A 21,654-nucleotide genomic window follows, 5' to 3' on the forward strand; every position below is an offset into this window, starting at 1 on the left:
GGTTCAGCGTTGTTCGTAGACCCGAGCTTCGTAGGGACGCAGCGCCTCGTCGACAGCAGGAACCGTCTCGTCCGCGTAGTTGCCGATCAGCGCTTCGAACTCGCCTTCGAGGACCGATTCCGGCACGTCGATCGCCGTCGCTTCCTCGTCGAAGTTGAGGGCCACAAGCGCACGTTCGTCGCCGTCGGACCGCAGAAACGCGAAGAGCGATTCGTAGTCGGGGGCCAGCAGCTCGAACTCGCCGTTGACCAGTAGCGAACACTCATTCCTGATATCGATGAGGTCCCGGTAGTAGTGCCAGACCGAGTCGGGGTCCGCTTGGGCGTCGGCGACGTTGACCGTCTCGTAATCGTCGTTGACTCCGAGCCACGGTTCGCCGTCCGTGAAGCCGGCGTGTTCTCCGTCGGTCCACTGGACCGGGGTCCGGGCGTTGTCCCGAGTCCGACGGTTGATGTCCTCCTTGACGTCCTCGAAGCTCGATACCTCGCCACGCTCGATGGCGTGAGCGAGCGTCCGCCGGGTCGCGACGTCTCGGATCCCATCGAGGTCGTCGCACCGTGGGTTTGTCATGCCGATCTCTTCGCCCTGATAGACGAAGGGCGTCCCACGCAGCGTCAAGAGCAGCGTCGCGATGACCTTCGCGGATTCGCGCCGGTACTCGCCGTCGTCGCCGAATCGCGAGACGGCCCGAGGCTGGTCGTGGTTGTTGAAGTACAGCCCCTGCCACTCGTCGTCGGCGAGTCCGGTCTGCCAGCGCTCGATCACCGACTTCAACTCGGGGAGTTCCCACTCGCGCATCTCCCAGCGCAACCCTCCTTCGGCGCGATCGACCTCCACGTGCTCGAAGTTCAGTACCATGCTCAGGCTATCGGTCTCGGAGCCGACGTATGAGCGAGCCTTATCGACGGTGAGGTCGGGCGTCTCACCGATGGTCACTACGTCGTCGTAGGCGTGGACACGTTCACAGAGCGCGCGAAGGTGCTCCTCAACTCGGGGACCGTTGGCGACGACGCTGATTCCGTTCGGGTCCTCCCCCTCGTCCGTGTCCGACAGCCCTTCGGGCTTCGAAATGAGGTTGATCGAGTCCAGTCGGAACCCGTCGACACCCTTCTCCAGCCACCAATCGACGATATCGAAGATCTCCTCGCGCACCGTCGGATTGTCCCAGTTCAGGTCGGCCTGACGCTCGTGGAAGAGGTGGAGGTACGACGCCGCCGCCGTCTCGTCGTACTCCCACGCGGAGCCACCCCACACCGCCTCCCAGTTGTTCGGCGGGGATTCGCCGTCGCTCTCGCGCCAGAAGTAGTAGTCTTGGTAGTCGTCTTCGCCTCGACGGGCGCGCTGGAACCACTCGTGCTCCGTCGAGGTGTGGTTCAGCACCATGTCCATGACGAGGCGCATCCCCCGTTCGTGGAGACCGTCGATCAGGTCCTCCCAGTCGTCTATCGTGCCGAACTCCGTCATGATCGCGCGGTAGTCGCTCACGTCGTAGCCGTTGTCGACGTTGGGTGAGTCGTAGACCGGGCTCAACCAGAGCGCGTCGACGCCCAGTTCCTGGAAGTAGTCCAGTTTCTCAACGATTCCCGGGATATCGCCGATTCCGTCGCCGTCCGTGTCGTTGAAACTGCGCGGATACACCTGGTAGATGACGGCGTCTCGCCACCATGGTCGATCGTCGCTCATACCCCTCCGGTGGACGGTCACCGAAATATAGTTACTGACCGCGGGTCTCGCGGTGGCCTACTACCTCGTTGCCCGCTGGCTGACCGCATCTCGTCTCAGTTCCACTCGTCGGCACCGTCTCGCGCACGGACGAAGAAGTCAGAGCCTCCGAGTTGGCCACCCTTGAGTGCGATCTTCAGCCCGTCGAACCGCTCGGTCGCCGCGTGAGCGGTGCAGATCGGACTCCCCGGTGCGAGCGGGAAGCGCGACCGGAGCGCGTACACGTCGAGGTGGGGCGTGACGTGGCCGCAGGTGTCGCCGCCGGCCACACAGATTCTGTCGAGCGGTTCCGCTTCCAGCAGTTCACGCAACAGTTGGCCCTGCTGTCGCCCGATGTAGCGCCCGACATCCTCGGGGGCGTCGGCCAGTTCGTCGGCGCGAGCCTTCGTCTCCGCGACGGCGTTGTCCCCTGGGCCGAGCGCAGTGTAGACGACGACGCTGTCGCCCGAACGCAGAGCGGACAGGGCCTCGTCGCGGACACGCTCACGCTCGTCGTCGGTCGCTGGATCGACCAGCGCTGCCGTATCGATCCTAACTCCCGTGAACCCCGCCGCCAGCGCAGTCTCGATTTGAGTCTTCGTCACCGGCGACGCGCTGCCTGACACTACGAGCAGCCTGTCGACGGGGTCAAGCGTCTCGAACGTCGGCGTTTCGGCGGCGATTCCGGCGTTCGACCAGTAGTCCGTCACGGCGTACTCGAAGCCCGAGGAGCCGACCGCGAAGGCCATCGATTCGGTCGCTTCCGCGTACTCCTCCCAGACCAGTCGCCCGACCGTCGCCTGATGCTCCTCGTCGAGCGTGTCGAAGAAGACGATGTCGGGGTCGTCCTCGCGTACGTCGGCCAGCGAAGCCTCCGGGTCCGCTTCCAGTCCCAGCACGTCGACCAGTCCCATCGACCTGTCGGTCTGCTCGGCGAGGTGGCGGCGCAGGTCGCTCTCGTCCATCGGCGTCACTGGGTGCTCGCTCATCGTCGGGTGGCGATCCAGCCTGTAGACGCCGTCCTCGTCGGCTGCGAACATGTTGCCGAAGACGACGTAGCGGCCGAGCGCGGGGGCGGCCGGGACGATCGGCACCGACTCCGTCTCGAAGGCGTCGGCCGCGACGTCGATGGCGCGTCCGATGCTGCCGATATCCGGGGCCGAGTCGAACGTCGAGCAGATCTTGTAGTGGATGACCGGCGCCGGCAGTTCGGCGAGTTGCTCGAACGCCGGCGGGAGCGCATCGTTCATCTCCGCGGGCGTCATCGATCGACTGGTCCCCGCGACGCCGACGACCTGCGCGTCCGCGAACTCACGCTCGACCGTGGACGGATTGGGTGGATCGAGGAAGAGGACCGTCTCGACGCCGGCCCGGCTCAGCGCGTCCATCGCGTCCGTCGATCCAGTGATGTCGTCGCCGTAGAAGGCCAGAAGGAGTCCGTGATCGCTCATCGGTGTCGCCTCCATCGACGTGCCGGCCGTCCCGACCGCCGTCGACTGCCGATACGTCTCCGACGAGCAATAGGCGGCGCTTCGTTGATCATCGAGTCGACGATGTCTGCGTCGGAATTTAACCGTTGTGCCGAGCGTGCGGTGGAAAGGTATTTGCTCGATCACTGTCAGTATCGAGGCAAGTGATGGTGTTATCAGACGACCAGCTATCGTCGTTCCGCCGAAACGGGTACGTCAAGATCGAGCAGGCTGTTCCGGACGACCAGTGCGAAGCCGTCGTCGACGCGATCTGGGACTTCCTCGGGAGGTCACCGGACGAACCAGAAGCCTGGTACGGCCCGCCTTCAGGTCTCGACGAACCGGCCCACGGTCAGTACGCGGGAATGGTCAACCTCTATCAGCACCAGGCGCTCTGGGACAACCGCCAGCATTCGGACGTGTACGAGGCGTTCAGCCGGATTCTCGACGAGTCCGATCTCTGGGTGAGTCTCGACCGCTGTAACATGACGCCGCCGAGGCGCGAGGAGTATCCGGAGTACACGTCGTCGTCTGGTCGAGGCGCTGTCGCCACGTCCCCACTCGGTCTATTTCTCCGCGATAGGCGTGGGCCATCATCGAACCGAGTCCCGTACTGTCGTCAACCATTTCGCGGCCGATCTCCCGTTGGTCTGGTGCTGTTGGGTCGAACTCGTCGTTACTCGAATCGGTCATAGAGGAGAGACATCTCCTCGTTCCATAAGTAGTTATAGTGACGGCGTAATCTGAGTGTCATGTGCTGGAGACCATCGAACAGTACACATGCGCTACTTAGTGAAGTCGGCTACTCGCCTCCGCGCCGACGAGCCCCTCATCGACGTCTCGACCAAGTCGCTCCGCGATTGGATTAGCGAGGCGCGGGAGGAACTCGCGGCCGATCTTGAGGACGATCAATGGCACGACCTCGGGATGCACGACCTCCGACGAACGAGAGCATAGACACCAAGAGCTAGAACTCGTCTCCAGTAGACCCGACCTCATCCAGTTGGTCGTACATCTCATCTGGGAAGGGGAGACTTCCCCAGATGGAGTATGGACACTGGTCCTGTCCGATGCAGTACCGCTGCATATCGTCGTTGTCGCAGTTCATCGGAAGCGGGGTGTCGCCACCGATCGTATTCGAGAACTCGTAGCGAATCTGGTAGTCGGTAACCTGTTCGTCGTACCAGGACCACCGCGAGAAGACGTCCTTGAGGTCTGCGACAATCGTTTCGAGGTCGCTGTCCTGATACTGTGGCAGCCACATTACCATCCGGACGGAGTTGTACAGGTCCTTTCGGACTGGTTTCTTTTCGTGGAGGCGTTCGGCCATGTTCGCCATGCAGGGGAGTTCAAATAGATCCTCGAGTGACTCGACAGTGAGGGGCTGGACGCCACGCGCAGACTCCTGAATCCGATACTGGTTCGTATTTCCGTGCTGCCGAATAGCCAGGCTCCGATGGTCGCGCTGGGATGCAAGGAGATTCCCGAGACTCCGGGGACTCGAGATGCGATTACACACGTCTCGCTTCCAGTCTGCTTTCGGGTCGTACGCATCCACTGCTTCAAACAGCTCCTTTGCTGAGTGGAAATCTCTCAGCGAGACAACCTCATCCGGGGCGTCTCGAATTGCATCCCGTAGCACACGGATGGTCCGTTCACCAGGGTTCCAGTCTCGCCAGATTCGCTCGTGGTGTCCTGTCTCGATGAAGCGGTCAATACGCTCTGTGATGGCCGACTCATTCGTCGTCAGCCACGTCAGCTGGTCTTCGGACAGGTTCTCCTCTTGGACCCGTAGGAGCTTCTTGAACGCGCGTCTGGCGTACTCGCGATACTTCGCATCGAAATCTCCGACTGGCACGTAGAGGCGGTTGTTCTTGACGCGAGTGAGCAGTTCTCCGGCCTCTCCAGTCTCAGTGTCGGCATGAACGAGACAGTCTCTCGACGCCGCAGCCACCGGGATTTCGAGATATAACCCCTCGCCCAACACCGGCATCTCCTTGATCCCTGTACAAACGCGGCCAGGGTGCGGACCGTCTTCTCCGGGGTCTTTTGCGTACAGTACCTCTGCAATATCTTGTTGGAGGTTCGCGTCACCGAATTCTCGAAGGAGAGAGGCGAGATTGTTGACGTAGAGCTCGCGAATATCGTAGAGGATCTGCACCTTCCGCGGTGGGGCGTGCTCGAACTTCGGGTGTGCCTTGATGCAGATCGGAACAACTACACATATACAATAAATTATATCCGCCATGTTTGATGAATATCCATTTCCTATTTTCATCAGGATCGGTTGCGTAAGGGAGAGAAAAGGGAACATTTCCGCGTTCTATCCTAATATTGTAATATAGCCGGTGGCATTCAAAAATGACTTCCTATATTCCCATATACATGTTATTTTAGGGGTGAGTGCTGCTACTTATGAGGTACTCGGAGGAAATTCCGAGTACCTGTCCTCCGGTCTACATAATCCATGGTTTTCGTAGATACAATAAAAATTGTACGCATACACCACTTCACAACGCGACATCTGTCTATGGAATGATTCATTCCACTATGAGAGTGTACTGCCGGTGGGCACAGCGTTAATGACGCGTAGCCGAGATACGCTGCACTGTATCCACCAGATGCTCGACACCGAAGAACTGCAGTTCGGCTCTCTGTATCTCTCTCGGTTCGCTGGCAGCCTTGGGGTTCATGACCGTACTTACGTTGCTGCCAACGTTCATCGATACCTTGGGCGTGACAGGGGTGACTATCGGGCTGTTCGTGACGGCCCTCAAAGTCGCTCGAACGGTCGGAATCGTTCCCTTGGCGTGGGCTGGTGACCGATACCGGAAATCGTCATCATGGCGGTTCCGGACGACCTCATCGGACCGGTCTCCGAGGACGTTGTCCCGAACCTCGACAGCGGCAGTATGGTCGTTTTGCTGGACCCGGCAGCTGCGTACGCTGGCTCCCTCAGCGAACGTGACGATATCTCCTATTTCATCACCCATCCGTCTCACCCGTCGATCATCGAGACGAAATCCGACCTGAACGATAAGAATCCGGATTGGTTCGGAGGACAGGAACGAAATGAGCAGGACATCGTGTGCACCCTCCATCAGGGACCAGAGGAGGATTACGAAAGAGGGGAAGTCATCGCACGAGATATCTACGGACCCGTCCGTCGTGCGCACGAGTTGACGACGGAACGGATGGCCATACTGGGGCCCGCTCTCGTCGAGATGGTCCTCGGCGTGTGTCTGTACACTATTCGAGAGGCGTACGAGCATGCCGTCGAAATGGGTGTTCCGACCAAGCGGCGAGGGACTTCTTGTTCGGTCACCTCAGAGTCAAACTGGGTATCGTATTCGGATTCGCCGACTTCCCCCTTTTCCGACGGTGCGCGGAAGGCTATCGAAGAGACAAAGGACGAAATCATCGTCTTGGAAGGAGCGAGTGTTCTCCGAAGCGACGCTACGTGAGATGACGGCAGATATAGCTCAATAAGGAATTAGCTGGATTTGACAAATTCTCAAGGATTTATTGGATTTCTTTCTCGCTAATCGTAGGAATAGATTGCTATCGGCTCATGAGTGAGTTACGGCACAAACAGTCACACTGGAAGTACTGCTACCCAGACAGTGCTTTGTGACCGCGAGGTTCTGGGTACTGTCCGAGTTTCTACAGTCAGCTACCTGTTCGATTTCCGCTCCTGATCAGGGTGATCGGTGATGAACACACTCGTGTTGTCTGGGACATCGTCAGTCACCCAGGAGTTTGCACCGATGCTCACATGGTCGCCAATCTCCACCGGCCCAAGTACGTTGCTTCCGGCGCCGATGACGACGTGGTCGCCGATGTCGGGATGGCGCTTGTAGTCCTTCGCCAGCATGTGGTCCTCGCCCTCCTCCTCCTCGAAATGGAGGGCCCCGAGAGTGACGTTCTGGTAGATTCGGACCCAGTCACCGACTGTCGCCGTCTCGCCGATGACGACCCCGGTCCCGTGATCGACGAAGAAATACTCGCCGACCTCCGCACCTGGATGGATGTCGATTCCCGTCTCAACCTTCGAGTACTCAGCGAGTTCGCGAGCGTACTCAAAACAGTCCTCCTCGTAGAGAATGTGCGCCACCCGGTGAGTCAAGATGGCGTGAAAACCGGGATACGACCGAATGATCTCACAGTAGCTCTTTGCCGCGGGATCACCCTTGTACGCGGCCTCGACATCCTTCTTGAGGGTACGTCGAATCGCGGGCAACCGGTCGAGCGTCCTGTCGACGGTTGCGGTCAAATCGTCCGCGTCGTGACCCGAATAGGCTGTGATGGCCTTGTGCATGCAGATACCAAGCTCGGTTAGGCGGGCACGAGTTTCGTCGGGATCGTCCAGCAGCTCAGTCGCGTTCCAGCACCGCGGGAACAGGAGCTGTTTGAGGAGGGGTGGTTCGTCACGCAGAAAATCGCGGCGAGGATAGTCCCTTGAGGTGTCCGTCGGAAAGGGCGATTCATCTGCTCGATAGGCCTCGACGAGTTCTCTGTGGGCATTGCCGGTGTACTCGTATCCCATTCGTGTTGGTGTTGATGCTGTGGGTAAAATTAGTTCTTCTACTTTGCATCCATACAACGCCTTCAATTCCTTTGATATACTACCTGTTCCGTGATTGCGTGTTGTGTCGATGCCCCTTGATCTCTCGGTAACGCTGCGCTGAGCATATCCTCTCTATTCAGCACGACGGTCATAACAATAACAGGAGTGAAAGTTACGCTCGTCACCGGGGAGTGCAAGTACATAATCCAGGAAATGCACAAGGGCGATCTCGCTGATCTGAAGCCTGGTGCAGGACGCGCGGATTGGACGCCTCAGACTGGGTGAGCCTGAGTGGTGGACTGTTTTTGACGATGATGAGACTCAGAGAAGAGCCGGCCTGTCTCTATCTCTCCACGCAAGAACGAAGCTGTTCGTTCACTCAAGCAGTGATTGCTGAAGCTGCTGGGACGTCGCCTGTAACGCTCCGCTCGCGACGTGACGAGCTGAAGCAGATGCTTTCCCAGTAGGCTCTCCGTTCTAATATAGCCGACTGAGACACCCCCGACTCAAGGTATAAACTATCGGCTCTAGATGTCCCTCTTCGTGATTTAGGGTGTACTTTTGCGTTCGTCGATATCTCGCACGTCTGAGCTACCGCGTTGCGAGAGCTTACCTCCCTCAAGAACCGATCACAGTTGCTTGCTTCCGGCTTTGCCCGAACCGGATTCAAATCTCTTCATTCCTTCTATGACACCCTCAAAAGAGGGAGGAAAGGCAACGATTTCCGCTTTGAAGAGGTGCTACACAAGGTAAGCGTCAAGCCACCTGAATCGGAGAATGACTCGACGTCCCAGTCCGTTATCCGTAGATCGGGAACTCTTCGCAGAGACGTTCGACCGTCGAAGCCACTCGACTGTGAACATCCTCGTCTTCAGGATTATCAAGCACATCTACCATCTGGTCGGCAACGATCTCAATCTCGCCTTTCTCGAACCCGCGGGTCGTGAGCGCCGGCGATCCGACGCGGATTCCGCTAGTCACCATCGGTGACCGTGTCTCACCGGGTACAGTGTTCTTGTTGACGATGATGCCGACGTCGGATAGCAGTTCCTCGGCCTCCTTCCCAGTAATGTCAGGATATGACTTACGGAGGTCCACGAGCACGAGATGCTTATCCGTTCCACCGCTCACGAGCGAGAGCCCTCGGTCGTTGAACACGTCGGCGAGCGTCTTCGCGTTTGCCACCATCTGTTCGGCGTAGTCCGCGAACTCGTCAGTGTTGGCTTCCGCGAACCCTGCGGCTTTACCGGCCACGTTGTGCATCAACGGTCCCCCTTGAGCGCCGGGGAACACTGCGGAGTCGATATCGTCCGCAAACTCCTCTTCGCACATGATAATACCGCCGCGGCCGGCTCGGATCGTCTTGTGAGTGCTTCCAGTGACGAACTCTGCGTGCTCAACGGGCGACCGGTGAACGCCGGCAGCGATGAGTCCGGTTACGTGAGCGATATCCGCCAGGTGATGCGCGTCGATCGAGTCCGCGATATCGCCGATCCGTTCGTACTCGAACTCGCGCGGGTAGGCAGAGGAGCCGCTGACGATGAGGTCCGGCTCGAACTCGCGCGCGTGGTTCTCCAGTTCGTCGTAATCTATGTATCCCGTCTCCGGGTCGACCTCGTACTGTTCGACATCGTACAACTGCCCGGAGAAGTTGACGTTGTGACCGTGAGAGAGATGCCCGCCGTGGGAGAGCGACAGCGAGAGGATCTTGTCGCCCGGGTTGAGCACCGAGAAGTAGACGCCCATGTTGGCCTGCGTGCCGCTGTGTGGCTGCACGTTGACGTGATCGGCCCCAAAGAGTTCCGTCGCTCGCTCGATAGCGAGTTCCTCGACGGTGTCGACGTGCTGACACCCACCGTAGTATCTGTTTCCGGGGTAACCCTCGGCGTACTTGTTGGTGAGTACGCTCCCCTGCGCCTCGAGTACGGCGTTTGAGACGTGATTTTCGGAGGCGATCATCCCCAGCGTCGATTCCTGTCGTTCCCGCTCGAGGTCGATGGCCTCGGCGGTGTCAGGATCTATCTCGTCGAGCGACTGCTTGAACGCCATACCTATGCATCTATTATGATGGGTAAGTATCTTACGCGGAGTAAGCATTCAACCTCGAACGGTTTGGTATTTGATAGAATATGGGTCAAAAGGCGGATATCGGCGACTAGCACGTGAGGCGACACTCCAGATGACGAAACTCAGAAGGTTCGCAGACTACACAACCCAAGACGTCTCACCAATACTTCTATTCCATCTGGTGCAGTACGGCCGTGTATGTGCCAATACTGCAGTTATCGTTATCACGATGGTTGGACGCGACTGTTACAGTACGACGACGTCTATCAGAACACCACCGGCAGAGAATCGAAATCGACGTACGGATTCCACGAATCGTGGAACGAACTTCGAGAGCAGATCGACTACGGTGTGCCCTAACGACTAAACGTGCAACACGGCGATACGCCCGCGAGGTCCAAACGACACAGAAGAAGTCGATACATTGCATTCGGGAACACCGGCGTGGGGGCCGAACGTTTCCTGAGTGAGTTTATTGACTGCGCCGGCTGCGAAGTGCATTGGGAGAATAGTACTCCCTCGCTGATACGCTCTGTCACCTGCGCCTTAACGACGATATCACCGCGGCAGGAGTGGACACGGACGTAGTCGCCGTCGTCAACACCATAGTGCTCGGCCGTCGACGGATGGACCTCGCTGAAGCTCTCGCCGACGTGGGTCATCAGTCCCTCACCCCGGTCGGTAGATCGCGCACGTTCGGAGGCGTTGAACCACTGTGCACCGTCGACCCTCACGAGAATGCCTCGGCGTTGAGCGAACTGGCAGCTATTCGGGTTCCGCGATTGGAGATCCCAGAAAGACGGAAACGATCACTGACGACGGTCTTGATGAATAGACGGATCCTTTTTCGGGCAGAACACTGAACTGAAGTTCGATCGACCGATGGCTGTTTCAGACCGTCACTGTGATCTGAGACCCGCTTAGCTGTCTTGTGGGGACGATCGCCATAAGTCGCTGATCGCACGCCTCTGAGCGTCGGTGTTCTTGAGACGGAGAAGAGACGAGAAATGGGGGGCCGAGGAACGCTTTGCCTCTGCGTCAGTCGAGCAGTGGTTCCTCGCGAACGGTGGCGTCGTAGCGCTCACCCTCGTACAGGATTTCGACGTCCGTCCCGGGCTCCGCGTACTCCGGGGGAAGATACGTGTAAACGACACAGGCGCCGACGGTGTAGCCGTACTCGGCGCTGTGAACGTATCCGATAGGTTCGTCGCCGTCCATCACCGGCCGGTCGGCTAGTACGACCGCCTCCTCGTCGTCAAGCGTCAGACAAGCAACCTTGTGATCGATATTGTCACCCTTAGCCGCTGCTTCGACGGCCTCCTTGCCGATGAAGTCGGTATCAAGGTCAACGGCCCAGCCGAGACCCGCTTCGTAAGGATTGTGCTCGGTGTGGAGGTCCTCACCCCATAGCCGGAACCCCTTCTCGATACGCAGAATGTCGAGAGCACCGTTGCCGTACGGCCGAATGTCGAACTCCTCGCCCGCCTCAAGCACGTGTTCCCAGAGCCGTTCGCCGTACTCCGACGGCGTGTAGAGTTCCCACCCGAGTTCTCCGGCGTAAGAGACGCGAAGCGCGGTCACGGGCACGTTCTTCACGTAGAACTGTTGGCTCGTGAAGAACGGGAACGCCTCGTCTGAGAGATCGACATCGGCAATCTTCGAGAGTACCTTCCGGGCGTTCGGTCCGGTACAGACCATCGCGGCTAGACTGGAGGTAACGTCGTTGACGATGATACCCTCTGGAGCCCGTTCGCGGACCCACGCGACATGGTTGTTGCCGACCTCGCGACCGGTTGTCAATAGTAGATATCGGTCTTCACTGATACGAGTCACAGTGATGTCCGCACGCACGCCGCCTCCCTCGTTACACATGAGGGTGTAGCGCACATCGCCGACGTTGAGGTCCATGTCGTTTGTACAGAGCTGCTGGACGAACTCGCCAGCATCGCTCCCGACGACCTCCATCTTGTTGAACGAGGTCATGTCGTGGAGGCCAACATTTTCGCGGACGTTCAGTGCCTCCGCGCCCTCGATGGGTGACCAGTACTTCGCCTCCCACCCTTCGCGGTCGGGGATCCGGTCACCGTACTTCGCTAGGAGGTCGGCGTTAGACTCAAACCACTGTGGTTCTTCCCACCCCGCCTCGGCCCACAGCTCCGCGTCGAGTTCCTTGTGGCTGTGGTACATAGGGGTCCGCCGGATGTCCCGTTGTTTGTCCGTCCACACCCACTTGGGGTGCATGATATTGTAGACGATACGGTACTCCTCGCCGCCGATATCACGCGCGAAGTCCCAGCTCCCTTCGTGGGCGTCGAACCGATTGACGTCCGCGTGGGCGAGGTCAATCGGCCTATCGTCAAGGCGGGGAACGCCGCGTTCCATCCACTCGGCGAGCGCCTTCCCGGCACCGCCGGCGTGAGTAACCCAGATGCCTGCGGCCGTCCAGAGTCCGTCGTACCCCTCGACCGGCCCCATCACGGGCAGGCCGTTGGGCGTCTCCGAGAACATCCCGTTGTACTTGTGTTCGAGCTCCTTTCCGGCCGTAACAGGGAGGAGTTCGTCGCTGGCCCGCCGAGGGGCCTTGTCCGGCCGGTCTGGATGGGTCGCGTTCTCCATGTGGTACTCGGTGAACTCGTGGACCGACCCCTGCTCGCCATCCGAGTCATTGCCACCCAACCCCTCGGGATCCGGAACAATCGGTTCGTGGTTGTACGAACCGATACCATACGCGTCCCCGTGAGTCCGATAGTACATAGCGTTGTCCTGATCTCGGAGGATGGGACGATCGGGACCGACGAGGAGACGCTTCGCCTTTTCGCCGGAGACGTTGCGGTAGTTCTCGAACAACGGGTGGTCGGTGATGTCGACCGCACTGTCGGCGAGTTCGCCGAGTGGTTCAGTTACCGTGTACTGATGCTCGACCGGCGTCACTGGGAGGTGGACGTCAAGCTCCTCGCCCAACTGTCGAGCCCAGATGTTGGTCGCAACCACGACCTCGTCACAGTCTATGGTGCCCTTCTCGGTAGCAACCGCCTGCACCGCGCCGTCCTCGAACTCGACGTCCTCGATTCGAGTGTGCGGAACGAACTGGGCACCTCGTTCCATCGCCTCCCGGGCCAGTGCGTCGCACGCAACGACGCCTGAGACTTGCCCGTCGGTCGGCGAATAGTAGCCGCCCAGAATCTCGTCCTCGTCCACGAGCGGGAGACGCTCGCTTACCTCCTCCGGCGAGAGGATCTGCGGGTCCTCGATTCCCCACGCGAGGCCGTTCTCGACGCGGCGTTCGAGGAAGTCCATTCGTTCTTCTGAGCGGGCGACCTCGATGCCACCGACTTCGTTGTACGCCTGTCGGCCGTCAGCACCCTCAAGGTCGGAGTACAGCCGCCGGCTGTAGTCCGCGAATTTGGTGAGGATCTTCTCCTCGGCGGTTTGGAACATGATACCGGGCGCGTGCGTTGAGGACCCCCCGGTTGTCGGCATTGGCCCCTGGTCTACGACCACTACGTCGTCACGGCCAAGTTGGGTCAGCTGATACGCGAGATTACAGCCGACGATACCGGCACCGACGATGACGGTGCCTGCCTCGGTTGGTAAGTTGTCGGTTGGATTCATCAATCTGCGTTATGGGTGCCTGTGGCGTGTAAATATAGCTAACGCCTTTATAAACTTCATTTGCAATCGGTAACTCTAGTGTCATGTAGAGTTTTGTCACTTAGTGGTTCGGCGGAGGCCGAAGAGGCGTCGGCGGTGTCGGCCATGATCCCCAGACGGTGTCAACGGAGTCGCCTTCCAGATCCGTTGCCGAACTTGACTCTCTCTATCAGAGTAACTGTATTATTTTAGGAGGTATTCTTCGATCACCCCCAAGTGTGTTCTGATGGGCAGGTCGAATCTGCTGGGGACGGCGAGGAGTCGGTCTGGTGGCAGAAATGAGGGCAACAGGACTCCCTCGCCGTTGGCAATGGTGGTCACTAGTGGGTCGTTGGTTTCGTCATGCGGTACAGTACAGGGCCCTTAGTCCGCCTTGGCAGGTATGAGGTGCATGTCGCGACCTTTCCGGAGATACCAACTTATGGGCCGGTCAAGACTCTCAGCATCGGGTAGACCACCGGTGGTCTTAGACGACTTACGAGGAAGGTCGTTACTCCCTCGTAAGCGGAACGTCACAATCGTCGGAACGACCCGCATCTCGGGGGAGAGAGGTCTCAGAGGATGGCGACATTAAGACGGTCAGCACCGACTGGGTGACAACGACCGGGGATCGCCCAGTTGTGGTTCCACGACTATTTCGAGCATCGGTACAGAGTAACGAGACACACATTCTCGCGCGCTTCTTAACTGATTCCGGGCGCTAGGTGGCCCATGACCGAAAATCGGATATCGCCCGGCCCCGCCGCCTCCTCCGCCTTCCAGTACGGCATGATAGCCGGCGCCGTCCTCGGCCTCACGAGTGTCGGACTCCTGTATCGGTCGGGACATCTCACCCCCGCCGTGATCGGATATGTGCTACTCGCCTTGTTTCCGACGTATTTGGTGATAGTCGCCACACTGCTCAGCAAGTGGCTCGGCTACGACAGAGATGGCACGTCGCTACGGCCGGTGTACCGGGACCGGACAGAATAGCGGGAACGTCGGAACGCGATGAACGGTTGCCGGTATCTCTACAGACGGACGTTGGGTCTCCGCCTCTGTGCGAGGCGCCGACGGAGATAGCCGACGTCACTTTTCGTCCTGAGATTCCACGATGGTTGCGCGGATGAGATTCTGCATCCCCCGACGCAGTCTACCGCTCATCGCCGTTGACGATAGTCCCATTTCGTCGGCGACGTCAATTAGCGACATATCTCGCGGTTCTTGAAAGTATCCCTTCTCATAGGCAGTCAATAACGCAGCCCGTTGTTCGGGGGTAAGTCCGTAGGAATTGTCACTCTCCTCACTCATGCTTTCGCTTCCGTAGATATCGATAATATTAAGCGAGATGTCGTTCTCCCTGGCGTACTGCCAGACGGTATTAAGCGCATCTTTGTCGGGTAAGAGGAGTTGGACGAGCCACCCCCTCCCTTTCGTCTCGGTGTAGGTGAGGAATCCGTTCACGTCCGTCACGGCGGTACTGATGAGCTTCGTCTCGGGTGTATGTTCGATGTAGTAGATCCCTCTCCGGTCGCCCCAACTTACGAGTTCGTAGCGCTCAACCGTCAGGTCGTCCTCGAACGCACGCTCAAGTTCATCGCGATCGTCGTAGTCGATGAGAAACGGGAAGAGAGTCGTCCCGGGGCTCGTGGTCCCCTGCGTAATGACTCTAATCGATATATCGTCGAGTGTACGAAGCGTAGGGACGAGCGCGAGCTTGTCGTGCGTGATATGGATTTTAGCCGTTACTGTCATCGGTCACTCTGAGTCTCCAAACTCGATGTCGGCGACAGTACCGTCGGTGAACGAGACATCACCGTTGAGAGGCCCTGATCAATCGTACGCCACACATTAATACTATCACACGTGATCACCCACGTTTACATGCGCTTTCTTGTTAAGCTTTACCATCCACGACAACTAGAATCAGGAACACGAATATCTGAGCGAACGACTTCTCTGCCGCGCTCTCGAGAGCACCGCCGAACGCTGCCAGAGAACTCAATATCGATAGAGGTGGACAATTGTCATCAATTTCAATACACAACCTGTCAAAATAAACGCCAGTAGATATACGCATTAAGAAATAAGAACGAACGGGGTCAAGACACGACTGAGATGACTAAACTAACCGAATTCGACGAACGTTCACAGGATAGAACCGAGATATGTTTCTACCTGCCGGCGGTCACAGCTTCTCCGGACATCGACAGATTGGGGAGCGTCCTCGACGAACTATTCGAATCTCACGGCGTCGTGCGGATCCCTCATACCTATAACAAGTAACGCTTCGGCGTCAGGGACTAAACTCACGGCCACGGTCCGACCGTACTATCTCGAGTTCCACCGACGTTAACTCCCTCTTTTCGGTGAGAACACCTCGATACCCTCTGTGGCTACATATTCCCTCCTGCCGCTAGTGACGTCAACGTCCGAGCGCACGAACCTCCGTAGAGAGGTTCGTACTGAGGTTGCGAGGGAGACACCCTCACGCACGATCAGCGGAATAGGAGCCCACGTTAGTATTACAATGCTACTGCTGTCATCCCCTCCAGTTGGTAACGGTTTATTGTCATTAATACGTTGTCAGTAAGTAGGCAAACGCGTCCCTAGATATTGACACGGGTATCGGAGGTCACCGAGATACCACAACCCATCAAAAAACTTACTTGATGTGGTTGCTCAGAATGGGGGTAGTCGTTCGCTGGTCGATCACGAAACAGAGCAGAGAGTGCTACTTCTATCACTAGGCTCACATTCGTCCGTGAGGATGACGGCGTTCCACCGTACTACGCCGACGACTAGTACACGCGCACGGACGCTGCGCGGCGAATCACGACGTGATCGAGATATTCGTCGTGCGCGGCCGGCCAGATCGTTCGTTCGGTACGGCGGCGCAGAGACGAATCAGTAGGGCAGCCCCCGTTCGGTCAGGGGAGGTTGACCTCCACACCCGACTGAAGGCTCGCGGCCTTGACCGTGTTGTACATCAGCATCGCGATGGTCATCGGCCCGACACCGCCAGGCACCGGCGTGATGGCGCTCGCTCGCTCCTTCGCGCTCTTAAAGTCAACATCGCCGACGAGTTCGTACCCTTTCTCAGAATCAGCGTCGATGCGATTGACTCCGACGTCGATCACGACACTTCCCTCGGAAATCATATCGCCGGTGATCATCTCAGGGACGCCTGCGGCGGCGACTACGATGTCCGATCTGCGGAGCTTCTCGGTCAGGTCGTCGGTGTGGGAGTGACAGACGGTCGTCGTCGCGTTGCCGCCGGCCGCCTTCTGGATCAACAGGTTGGCCATCGGTTTTCCGACGATATCCGATCTGCCGACGACGACCGCGTCCTTTCCCTCGGTATCGACGCCGGCCGCCGCCAGCAGTTTCTGTACGCCGTGAGGCGTACACGGTTTGAATCGGGGGTTTCCGGCGACCAAGCGGCCGACGTTCTCGGGGTGGAACCCGTCCACGTCCTTCATTGGGTCGATACGTTCCAGCACGGCGCGCGAATCAACGTGATTCGGAACCGGCATCTGGACGAGGATGCCGTGAACCGTGGGATCCTCATTCAGGTCGTCGATTCGATCGAACAGCGCCTCGGCCGGCCGGTCAGAGTCGAGTTCTTCGTGGATCCCCTCGATTCCGGTTTCCTCGCACGCCCGCTGTTTCATCGAGACGTACGTCTCACTGGCCCCGTCGTCGCTCATCAGCACCGTCGCCAGCCCTGGGGTCACTCCCTCGTCTGTGAGTCGGTTCGCACAGTTCGATACGTCAGCTCGGATCCGCTCCGCGATCTCCTTTCCGTCGATTATCGTGGTCATGGTAGGTTGTACCGCCGTTGCCGACGTTCTAATCGTAGGAGTACGCCGCGTCGCCGTCGACCAATAGCGCGGCAACGCGCCGGTGAACGTCAGGTTAGGCAAGGTCTCTTTCCTACTCTTCATCCTCGCAGTATAGGCACATACGGGTCATATTCCACCTTTTGAAGACGAGGCGATCGGACAACCGGGGGTCACCCGCCGTGGGATCTCACGCTAGCACGGTCGAGGGTACTCGATGATCCTCATCGTCGACAACTACAACTCGTTCGCGTATAACCTCGTCCAGTACGTCGGCGAGCTTGCCGACGTCGCGGTCCGCCGCAACGACACTATCGACATCGCCGGGATTCGAGACCATGATCCGGACAGTATCATCGTCTCTCCCGGCCCGGAACCCCCGCCGACGCCGGCATCTCGGTCGACGTTTTCGCAGAGACGGCGTATCCCACGCTCGGCGTGTGTCTGAGCCACCAGGCGCTGTGTGCGGCACACGGCGCGCCAGTCGTCCCCGCGCCGGAGGGTCGTTCGGGAAGACGTCGGAGACCCGCCACGACGGATCGAGTCTGTACGATGGCGTGAGCGATCCGTTCAAGGTCGACCGATATCACTCACTAGCGGTCGACGAGGCCGACCTGCCCGCCGAACTCGTCAGGACGGCCTACACCAACGACGAGCGGGGCGTCATGATGGGCATCCGCCATGCGAACCGACGCCATTACGGCGTCCAATTCCACCCGGAGAGCATTCTTACTCAAGCGGGCAAACGCATCGTGGAAAACTTCTGTACGTCCATTGCCGAGTGACGCCCGGTTGTGTTCCACAACCTATCTATCAACTGTTAGGATGTGTCGCATTCGAGAAACAGCGGTCGGTTTTAACGGGACCGAGCGGCTACGGGTGACCGTGAAGCGAACTATCAGTACCAGCGATGCACCGGAAGCTGTCGGCGCGTACAGTCAGGCGGCAACGGACGGAAACCTCCTCATTACGGCCGGACAGCTGCCGCTAACGATAGACGGGGAGTTACTCGACGACGAACCTGTCGACCGACAAACCGAGCAGTGTCTCGACAACGTCAAGGCTATCCTTGAGTCCGAGGGACTCTCGCTTGACGACGTCCTCAAAACGACGGTTTTCCTCGACGACATCGACGACTTCGAGGCGTTCAACGAGGCTTACAGCGAGTACTTCGACGAGGAGCCGCCTGCAAGGAGTGCCGTCGAAGCGGGTGCAGTGCCGAAGGGCGCAGCGGTCGAGATCGAGGCCATCGCGACCACAGAGTGAGGAGTCCGCTCGGATCTACGTCGACAACCGTCGAGTAACGTAGACTTCCGGACAGTACCTTTTTTGGGCCCGAACTCCTGAATCATGCAAATGAGACCGCAGAATCAGCGACTCGACCGCGAGTACGACGATGAGAGTGACGTCTCGCCGGCCGAGATGAACAACTTCAACGAGGAGAAGGCGCGCGAGGGCGCGCGACTTCTGCTCGAGGCAGTCGGCCGCGACCCCGGCGAGCGCAGCCTCTCGGACACCTGGATGCGCCGTGTACCGGCGATGCTGGAGACGCTCACCGAGGGGCGGCGCCCGGAGGAGAAACCGACGATGCGGACATTTGAGACCGAGACGGACAGTCTCGTCGTAAAGACAGGTATCCCCCTCTATAGCCTCTGCGAACACCACCTGCTTCCCTTTCACGGTGTCGCCCACGTCGCATACCGCCCGGAGGAGTCGATGGTCGGCCTCTCGAAGCTCGCTCGTTACGTACGGTGGCGATCGCGACGTCTGACTACGCAGGAGGCGCTGACGAACGACATCGCGACAGGGCTGGCCGACGAGATTGACGCCGCCTGCGTCGCCGTCGAGATCACCGCGACACACATGTGCGAGGCGATGCGGGGCGTCGAGATGTCGACGGCGACGACGACGCGTGAAACCGTCGGCGAACTGTCGACGACTGACCGCGAGCAGTTCCGCGAATCGATTCACCGGGCCGACGCGGCGAACGATCACTTCTGAAGCCCGTACTCGCTTCTATCGCGAACGCGATCAACCCCGTCCAAAGGAACTCGTTTGCCTGCCCCATCATCTCTGCCGACGCTTCCGGATTCAGGAAGAACACCACTATCGTGAGCAGCGACGCCGTGAATCCAACCCCGAAGACGCCGAAATCGAGCTCTTCGACGAACCGTTCGATCGCCGTGTATATCTTGATCATCTATCGTGGCATGCATAGTGGAAAATACTCAATTCTCGGGAGGTATATGACCTATCTTTAAGTAAACGTTCGAGTAGTACATAAAATCTCAATTCTGCGGACGCAGAGAGCTCGATTCGGCGGTGAGAGGAGGTCAAACCCTTACCGGAGGGCGATCGCACGGAACGCCGGGAGCACGCCGGCGGAGGCGGAGTAGGAAACGGCGTACGTCGTTCGGATCGGGCATTCGGAAGTGAGGACGGCCGCGACGGTCAGTCGTCGTTTTCGGCGTCGACACCTCCTGTGACGTCGGTGACTAGTTCGTCACTGCTGGTGACGACGTCGATATCCTGTTCGGCGGTCAGATTCTCGATCCGGTCGGCGAACTGGTCAGACTGGAGGATCTCGTACTCGTTATCTAACCCGAGGTAGACCGTGTAACACATTAGAACGAGGATAACCGCGAACGGGAGCCCCGTCGTGATAACGGCGGTCTGCAGCGCGCTCAGTCCCCCGCCGACGAGCAGCGTCGCGGCGACGGCGCCCTCGGTGACCGCCCAGAAGATTCGCTGAACCTTCGGCACGTCGTGTTTGCCGCCCGAGGTCAGGTGATCGATGACCAGCGATCCCGAGTCGGAGGACGTGACGAAGAACGTGACCACGAGAAGGGTCGCTAGGAGTCCAGAGAGGGCGCCGAGCGGGAAGTTATTCAGCATGACGAACATCGCGATGGTCTGTCCCTGTTCGGCGACGGCCGCCGCGATTCCGCCGTTCCCGACGAGTTCGACCCACAGGGCCGAGCCACCGAAGGTGGCGAGCCAGAGGAAGGAAAACATCGCGGGGAGGAACAGTACGCCTAAGACGAACTCCCGAACGGTCCGCCCCTTCGAGATACGCGCGATGAACATCCCGACAAACGGTGACCACGCGATCCACCAACCCCAGTAGAAGACGGTCCAGCCCCCCATCCAACCCTTAACGGTGTATGCGCCGAGCTGCGAACTACCGCCGATGATACCGGTGAAGAAGCTCAGCTGGAACAGGTTGCCGAGGTAGGCACCGGTCCCACTCGAGAGCGTTCCCAGAACGTACAGCGTCGGGCCGACGATGAACAGGAACGCCATCATGGCGAACATCAAATACAGGTTTACTGTACTCAAGCGTTTCACGCCTCTCTCAAGGCCTGCCGCGACCGACGCCGTCGCGATCGCGGTGATCACAACAATAAGCACTATCTGGGGAACCGTCCCCGTCGGGATGCTCACGAGGCCGAGGATGTCACCGCCGACGTACGAGAGCCCTGTGTTGATCTGCGCCACCCCCAACCCGAGCGACGTCGAGAGTCCGAACAGCGTCGCGAACACCGTCACGAGGTCGATAACGTGCCCTGGCCACCCGTAGATCCGTTCTCCGAGAAGCGGCCAGAAGACCGACCGGAAGGTGAGCGGCAGACCGCGATTGAATGAAAAGAAGGCGAGTCCGAGTCCGACAAGTCCGTAGATGGCCCAGGGGTGAAACCCCCAGTGGAAAAACGTCTGCGCCATCGCCGCGACGGCAGCCGCGGTGGTGCCACCCTCCGCACCGAACGTGGGTGGGACGACCATATATTCCGAGGCTCCGCTGCCGAAGTGCCACATTGGCTCGGCGACGCTGAAGAACATAAGGCCGATTCCCATCCCGGCGCTGAATAGCATCGCCATCCAAGAGAAGTCACTGAACTCCTTCTTGGCCTCCACGCCGCCAATGCGAATTGTCCCGTACTTGCCGAACGCGAAGTACAGGATGGTGACAATGAACAGATTCACCGCCAAGATGTAAAACCAGCCGAAGGTCCCGTTGATGAACGTAAATATCGCGTTGTACGCCTCCGACGCTCGCTTCCCGAGAAGAATTGTCGCTGCGACGAACGCGACGATAATCACCAGCGAGACTGGGAAGACGACGGGATGAACGTCGAAGCCGAACAACTCGATGTTGCTGTCACCCGGTTCGCGATCCGAATCCGGGTGAAAGAGCTCTACTTGTAATCCTGTGGACATCTCTCCCGTGGTCTGGTTATCGTCTGACATGCGGTTCCCCTCGATCTTGATTTTGAAGGCTCGTCATCCAAGCCCGTTGCCGTCGGTAGTTCAGTCTCATGTTCGTCGTCCTTGAAGTCGCGTGCGGTCCAGTTATCTGATACACCGTTTCACCGTCTGC

Annotated in this window: 14 protein-coding genes and 3 pseudogenes; 6 read left to right on the forward strand and 11 right to left on the reverse strand. The window is 58.8% G+C overall.

Annotated elements, in window-relative coordinates:
- Positions 1-3: 3 nt before the first annotated feature.
- From ACZ522_RS02255 to ACZ522_RS02265, 3 genes and pseudogenes are all read right to left on the reverse strand, one after another.
- The gene (locus ACZ522_RS02255; protein ID WP_379694646.1) at positions 4-1,683 is read right to left on the reverse strand and encodes a glycoside hydrolase family 13 protein; all 1,680 of its coding nucleotides are present in this window, start codon (positions 1,681-1,683) and stop codon (positions 4-6) included.
- Positions 1,684-1,778: 95 nt separating this feature from the next.
- Complete coding sequence (locus tag ACZ522_RS02260) at positions 1,779-3,152, reverse strand: four-carbon acid sugar kinase family protein (protein WP_379694643.1); 1,374 nt, start codon at positions 3,150-3,152, stop codon at positions 1,779-1,781.
- Positions 3,153-3,632: 480 nt separating this feature from the next.
- Positions 3,633-3,863, reverse strand: a pseudogene (locus tag ACZ522_RS02265) (DUF2270 domain-containing protein); the annotation flags it as partial.
- A gap of 87 nt (positions 3,864-3,950) precedes the next feature.
- On the opposite strand from ACZ522_RS02265, the gene ACZ522_RS02270 reads away from it, so the two are divergent.
- Positions 3,951-4,127 carry a hypothetical protein gene (locus ACZ522_RS02270; RefSeq protein ID WP_379694641.1) on the forward strand — a complete coding sequence of 59 codons (177 nt, stop codon included), beginning with the start codon at positions 3,951-3,953 and terminating at the stop codon, positions 4,125-4,127.
- A gap of 10 nt (positions 4,128-4,137) precedes the next feature.
- Here the strand turns inward: ACZ522_RS02270 and ACZ522_RS02275 are convergent.
- Positions 4,138-5,379, reverse strand: a pseudogene (locus ACZ522_RS02275) (primase-associated protein); the annotation flags it as partial.
- Between the two features lie 634 nt (positions 5,380-6,013).
- Between ACZ522_RS02275 and ACZ522_RS02280 the strand changes: the two are divergent.
- On the forward strand, positions 6,014-6,634 hold the full coding sequence (locus ACZ522_RS02280) for a phosphogluconate dehydrogenase C-terminal domain-containing protein (RefSeq protein WP_379694640.1): 621 nt from the start codon (positions 6,014-6,016) through the stop codon (positions 6,632-6,634).
- Positions 6,635-6,843: 209 nt separating this feature from the next.
- Here ACZ522_RS02280 and epsC read toward each other — a convergent pair whose 3' ends face one another.
- From epsC to ACZ522_RS02300, 4 genes are all read right to left on the reverse strand, one after another.
- Positions 6,844-7,716 carry a serine O-acetyltransferase EpsC gene (gene epsC, locus ACZ522_RS02285; protein ID WP_379694638.1) on the reverse strand — a complete coding sequence of 291 codons (873 nt, stop codon included), beginning with the start codon at positions 7,714-7,716 and terminating at the stop codon, positions 6,844-6,846.
- Between the two features lie 819 nt (positions 7,717-8,535).
- Positions 8,536-9,786, reverse strand: a complete 1,251-nt coding sequence (locus ACZ522_RS02290) for a serine hydroxymethyltransferase (protein WP_379694635.1) — start codon at positions 9,784-9,786, stop codon at positions 8,536-8,538.
- Between the two features lie 374 nt (positions 9,787-10,160).
- Entirely contained in the window at positions 10,161-10,466 is a 306-nt protein-coding gene (locus tag ACZ522_RS02295) for a molybdopterin dinucleotide binding domain-containing protein (protein ID WP_379694633.1), read from the reverse strand.
- Positions 10,467-10,842: 376 nt separating this feature from the next.
- Positions 10,843-13,416 carry a GcvT family protein gene (locus ACZ522_RS02300; protein ID WP_379694631.1) on the reverse strand — a complete coding sequence of 858 codons (2,574 nt, stop codon included), beginning with the start codon at positions 13,414-13,416 and terminating at the stop codon, positions 10,843-10,845.
- A gap of 750 nt (positions 13,417-14,166) precedes the next feature.
- Here ACZ522_RS02300 and ACZ522_RS02305 point away from each other — a divergent pair.
- On the forward strand, positions 14,167-14,427 hold the full coding sequence (locus ACZ522_RS02305; protein ID WP_379694628.1) for a hypothetical protein: 261 nt from the start codon (positions 14,167-14,169) through the stop codon (positions 14,425-14,427).
- A 96-nt stretch (positions 14,428-14,523) separates the two neighbouring features.
- Here ACZ522_RS02305 and ACZ522_RS02310 read toward each other — a convergent pair whose 3' ends face one another.
- Both ACZ522_RS02310 and ACZ522_RS02315 read right to left on the reverse strand, forming a co-directional pair.
- Positions 14,524-15,189 carry a helix-turn-helix domain-containing protein gene (locus ACZ522_RS02310; RefSeq protein WP_379694624.1) on the reverse strand — a complete coding sequence of 222 codons (666 nt, stop codon included), beginning with the start codon at positions 15,187-15,189 and terminating at the stop codon, positions 14,524-14,526.
- A gap of 1,175 nt (positions 15,190-16,364) precedes the next feature.
- Positions 16,365-17,258, reverse strand: coding sequence for a bifunctional methylenetetrahydrofolate dehydrogenase/methenyltetrahydrofolate cyclohydrolase (locus ACZ522_RS02315; protein ID WP_379695225.1), 894 nt, complete (start codon positions 17,256-17,258; stop codon positions 16,365-16,367).
- Between the two features lie 235 nt (positions 17,259-17,493).
- On the opposite strand from ACZ522_RS02315, the pseudogene ACZ522_RS02320 reads away from it, so the two are divergent.
- The 3 genes and pseudogenes from ACZ522_RS02320 (at position 17,494) to folE (ending at position 19,277) form a co-directional block, all read left to right on the forward strand.
- Positions 17,494-18,061 (forward strand): annotated as a pseudogene (locus ACZ522_RS02320) (anthranilate synthase component II).
- Between the two features lie 100 nt (positions 18,062-18,161).
- On the forward strand, positions 18,162-18,542 hold the full coding sequence (locus ACZ522_RS02325; protein WP_379694621.1) for a Rid family detoxifying hydrolase: 381 nt from the start codon (positions 18,162-18,164) through the stop codon (positions 18,540-18,542).
- Positions 18,543-18,698: 156 nt separating this feature from the next.
- Entirely contained in the window at positions 18,699-19,277 is a 579-nt protein-coding gene (folE, locus tag ACZ522_RS02330; protein WP_379695223.1) for a GTP cyclohydrolase I, read from the forward strand.
- A gap of 450 nt (positions 19,278-19,727) precedes the next feature.
- On the opposite strand, the gene ACZ522_RS02335 is transcribed toward folE, so the two are convergent.
- On the reverse strand, positions 19,728-21,524 hold the full coding sequence (locus tag ACZ522_RS02335) for a BCCT family transporter (RefSeq protein ID WP_379694619.1): 1,797 nt from the start codon (positions 21,522-21,524) through the stop codon (positions 19,728-19,730).
- Positions 21,525-21,654 lie beyond the last annotated feature (130 nt).

The sequence above is a fragment of the Halopelagius fulvigenes genome (genome assembly GCF_055398025.1).

What these genes read in the sequence shown, in the direction of transcription:
- ACZ522_RS02280 (WP_379694640.1), top strand. Translation starts at nt 6,014, where the DNA reads ATGGCGGTTCCGGACGACCTCATCGGACCGGTCTCCGAGGACGTTGTC.
- ACZ522_RS02255 (WP_379694646.1), bottom strand. Translation starts at nt 1,683, where the DNA reads ATGAGCGACGATCGACCATGGTGGCGAGACGCCGTCATCTACCAGGTG.
- ACZ522_RS02290 (WP_379694635.1), bottom strand. Translation starts at nt 9,786, where the DNA reads ATGGCGTTCAAGCAGTCGCTCGACGAGATAGATCCTGACACCGCCGAG.
- epsC (WP_379694638.1), bottom strand. Translation starts at nt 7,716, where the DNA reads ATGGGATACGAGTACACCGGCAATGCCCACAGAGAACTCGTCGAGGCC.
- ACZ522_RS02335 (WP_379694619.1), bottom strand. Translation starts at nt 21,524, where the DNA reads ATGTCAGACGATAACCAGACCACGGGAGAGATGTCCACAGGATTACAA.
- ACZ522_RS02310 (WP_379694624.1), bottom strand. Translation starts at nt 15,189, where the DNA reads ATGACAGTAACGGCTAAAATCCATATCACGCACGACAAGCTCGCGCTC.
- ACZ522_RS02315 (WP_379695225.1), bottom strand. Translation starts at nt 17,258, where the DNA reads ATGACCACGATAATCGACGGAAAGGAGATCGCGGAGCGGATCCGAGCT.
- ACZ522_RS02270 (WP_379694641.1), top strand. Translation starts at nt 3,951, where the DNA reads ATGCGCTACTTAGTGAAGTCGGCTACTCGCCTCCGCGCCGACGAGCCC.
- ACZ522_RS02260 (WP_379694643.1), bottom strand. Translation starts at nt 3,152, where the DNA reads ATGAGCGATCACGGACTCCTTCTGGCCTTCTACGGCGACGACATCACT.
- ACZ522_RS02305 (WP_379694628.1), top strand. Translation starts at nt 14,167, where the DNA reads ATGACCGAAAATCGGATATCGCCCGGCCCCGCCGCCTCCTCCGCCTTC.
- folE (WP_379695223.1), top strand. Translation starts at nt 18,699, where the DNA reads ATGAACAACTTCAACGAGGAGAAGGCGCGCGAGGGCGCGCGACTTCTG.
- ACZ522_RS02300 (WP_379694631.1), bottom strand. Translation starts at nt 13,416, where the DNA reads ATGAATCCAACCGACAACTTACCAACCGAGGCAGGCACCGTCATCGTC.
- ACZ522_RS02295 (WP_379694633.1), bottom strand. Translation starts at nt 10,466, where the DNA reads ATGACCCACGTCGGCGAGAGCTTCAGCGAGGTCCATCCGTCGACGGCC.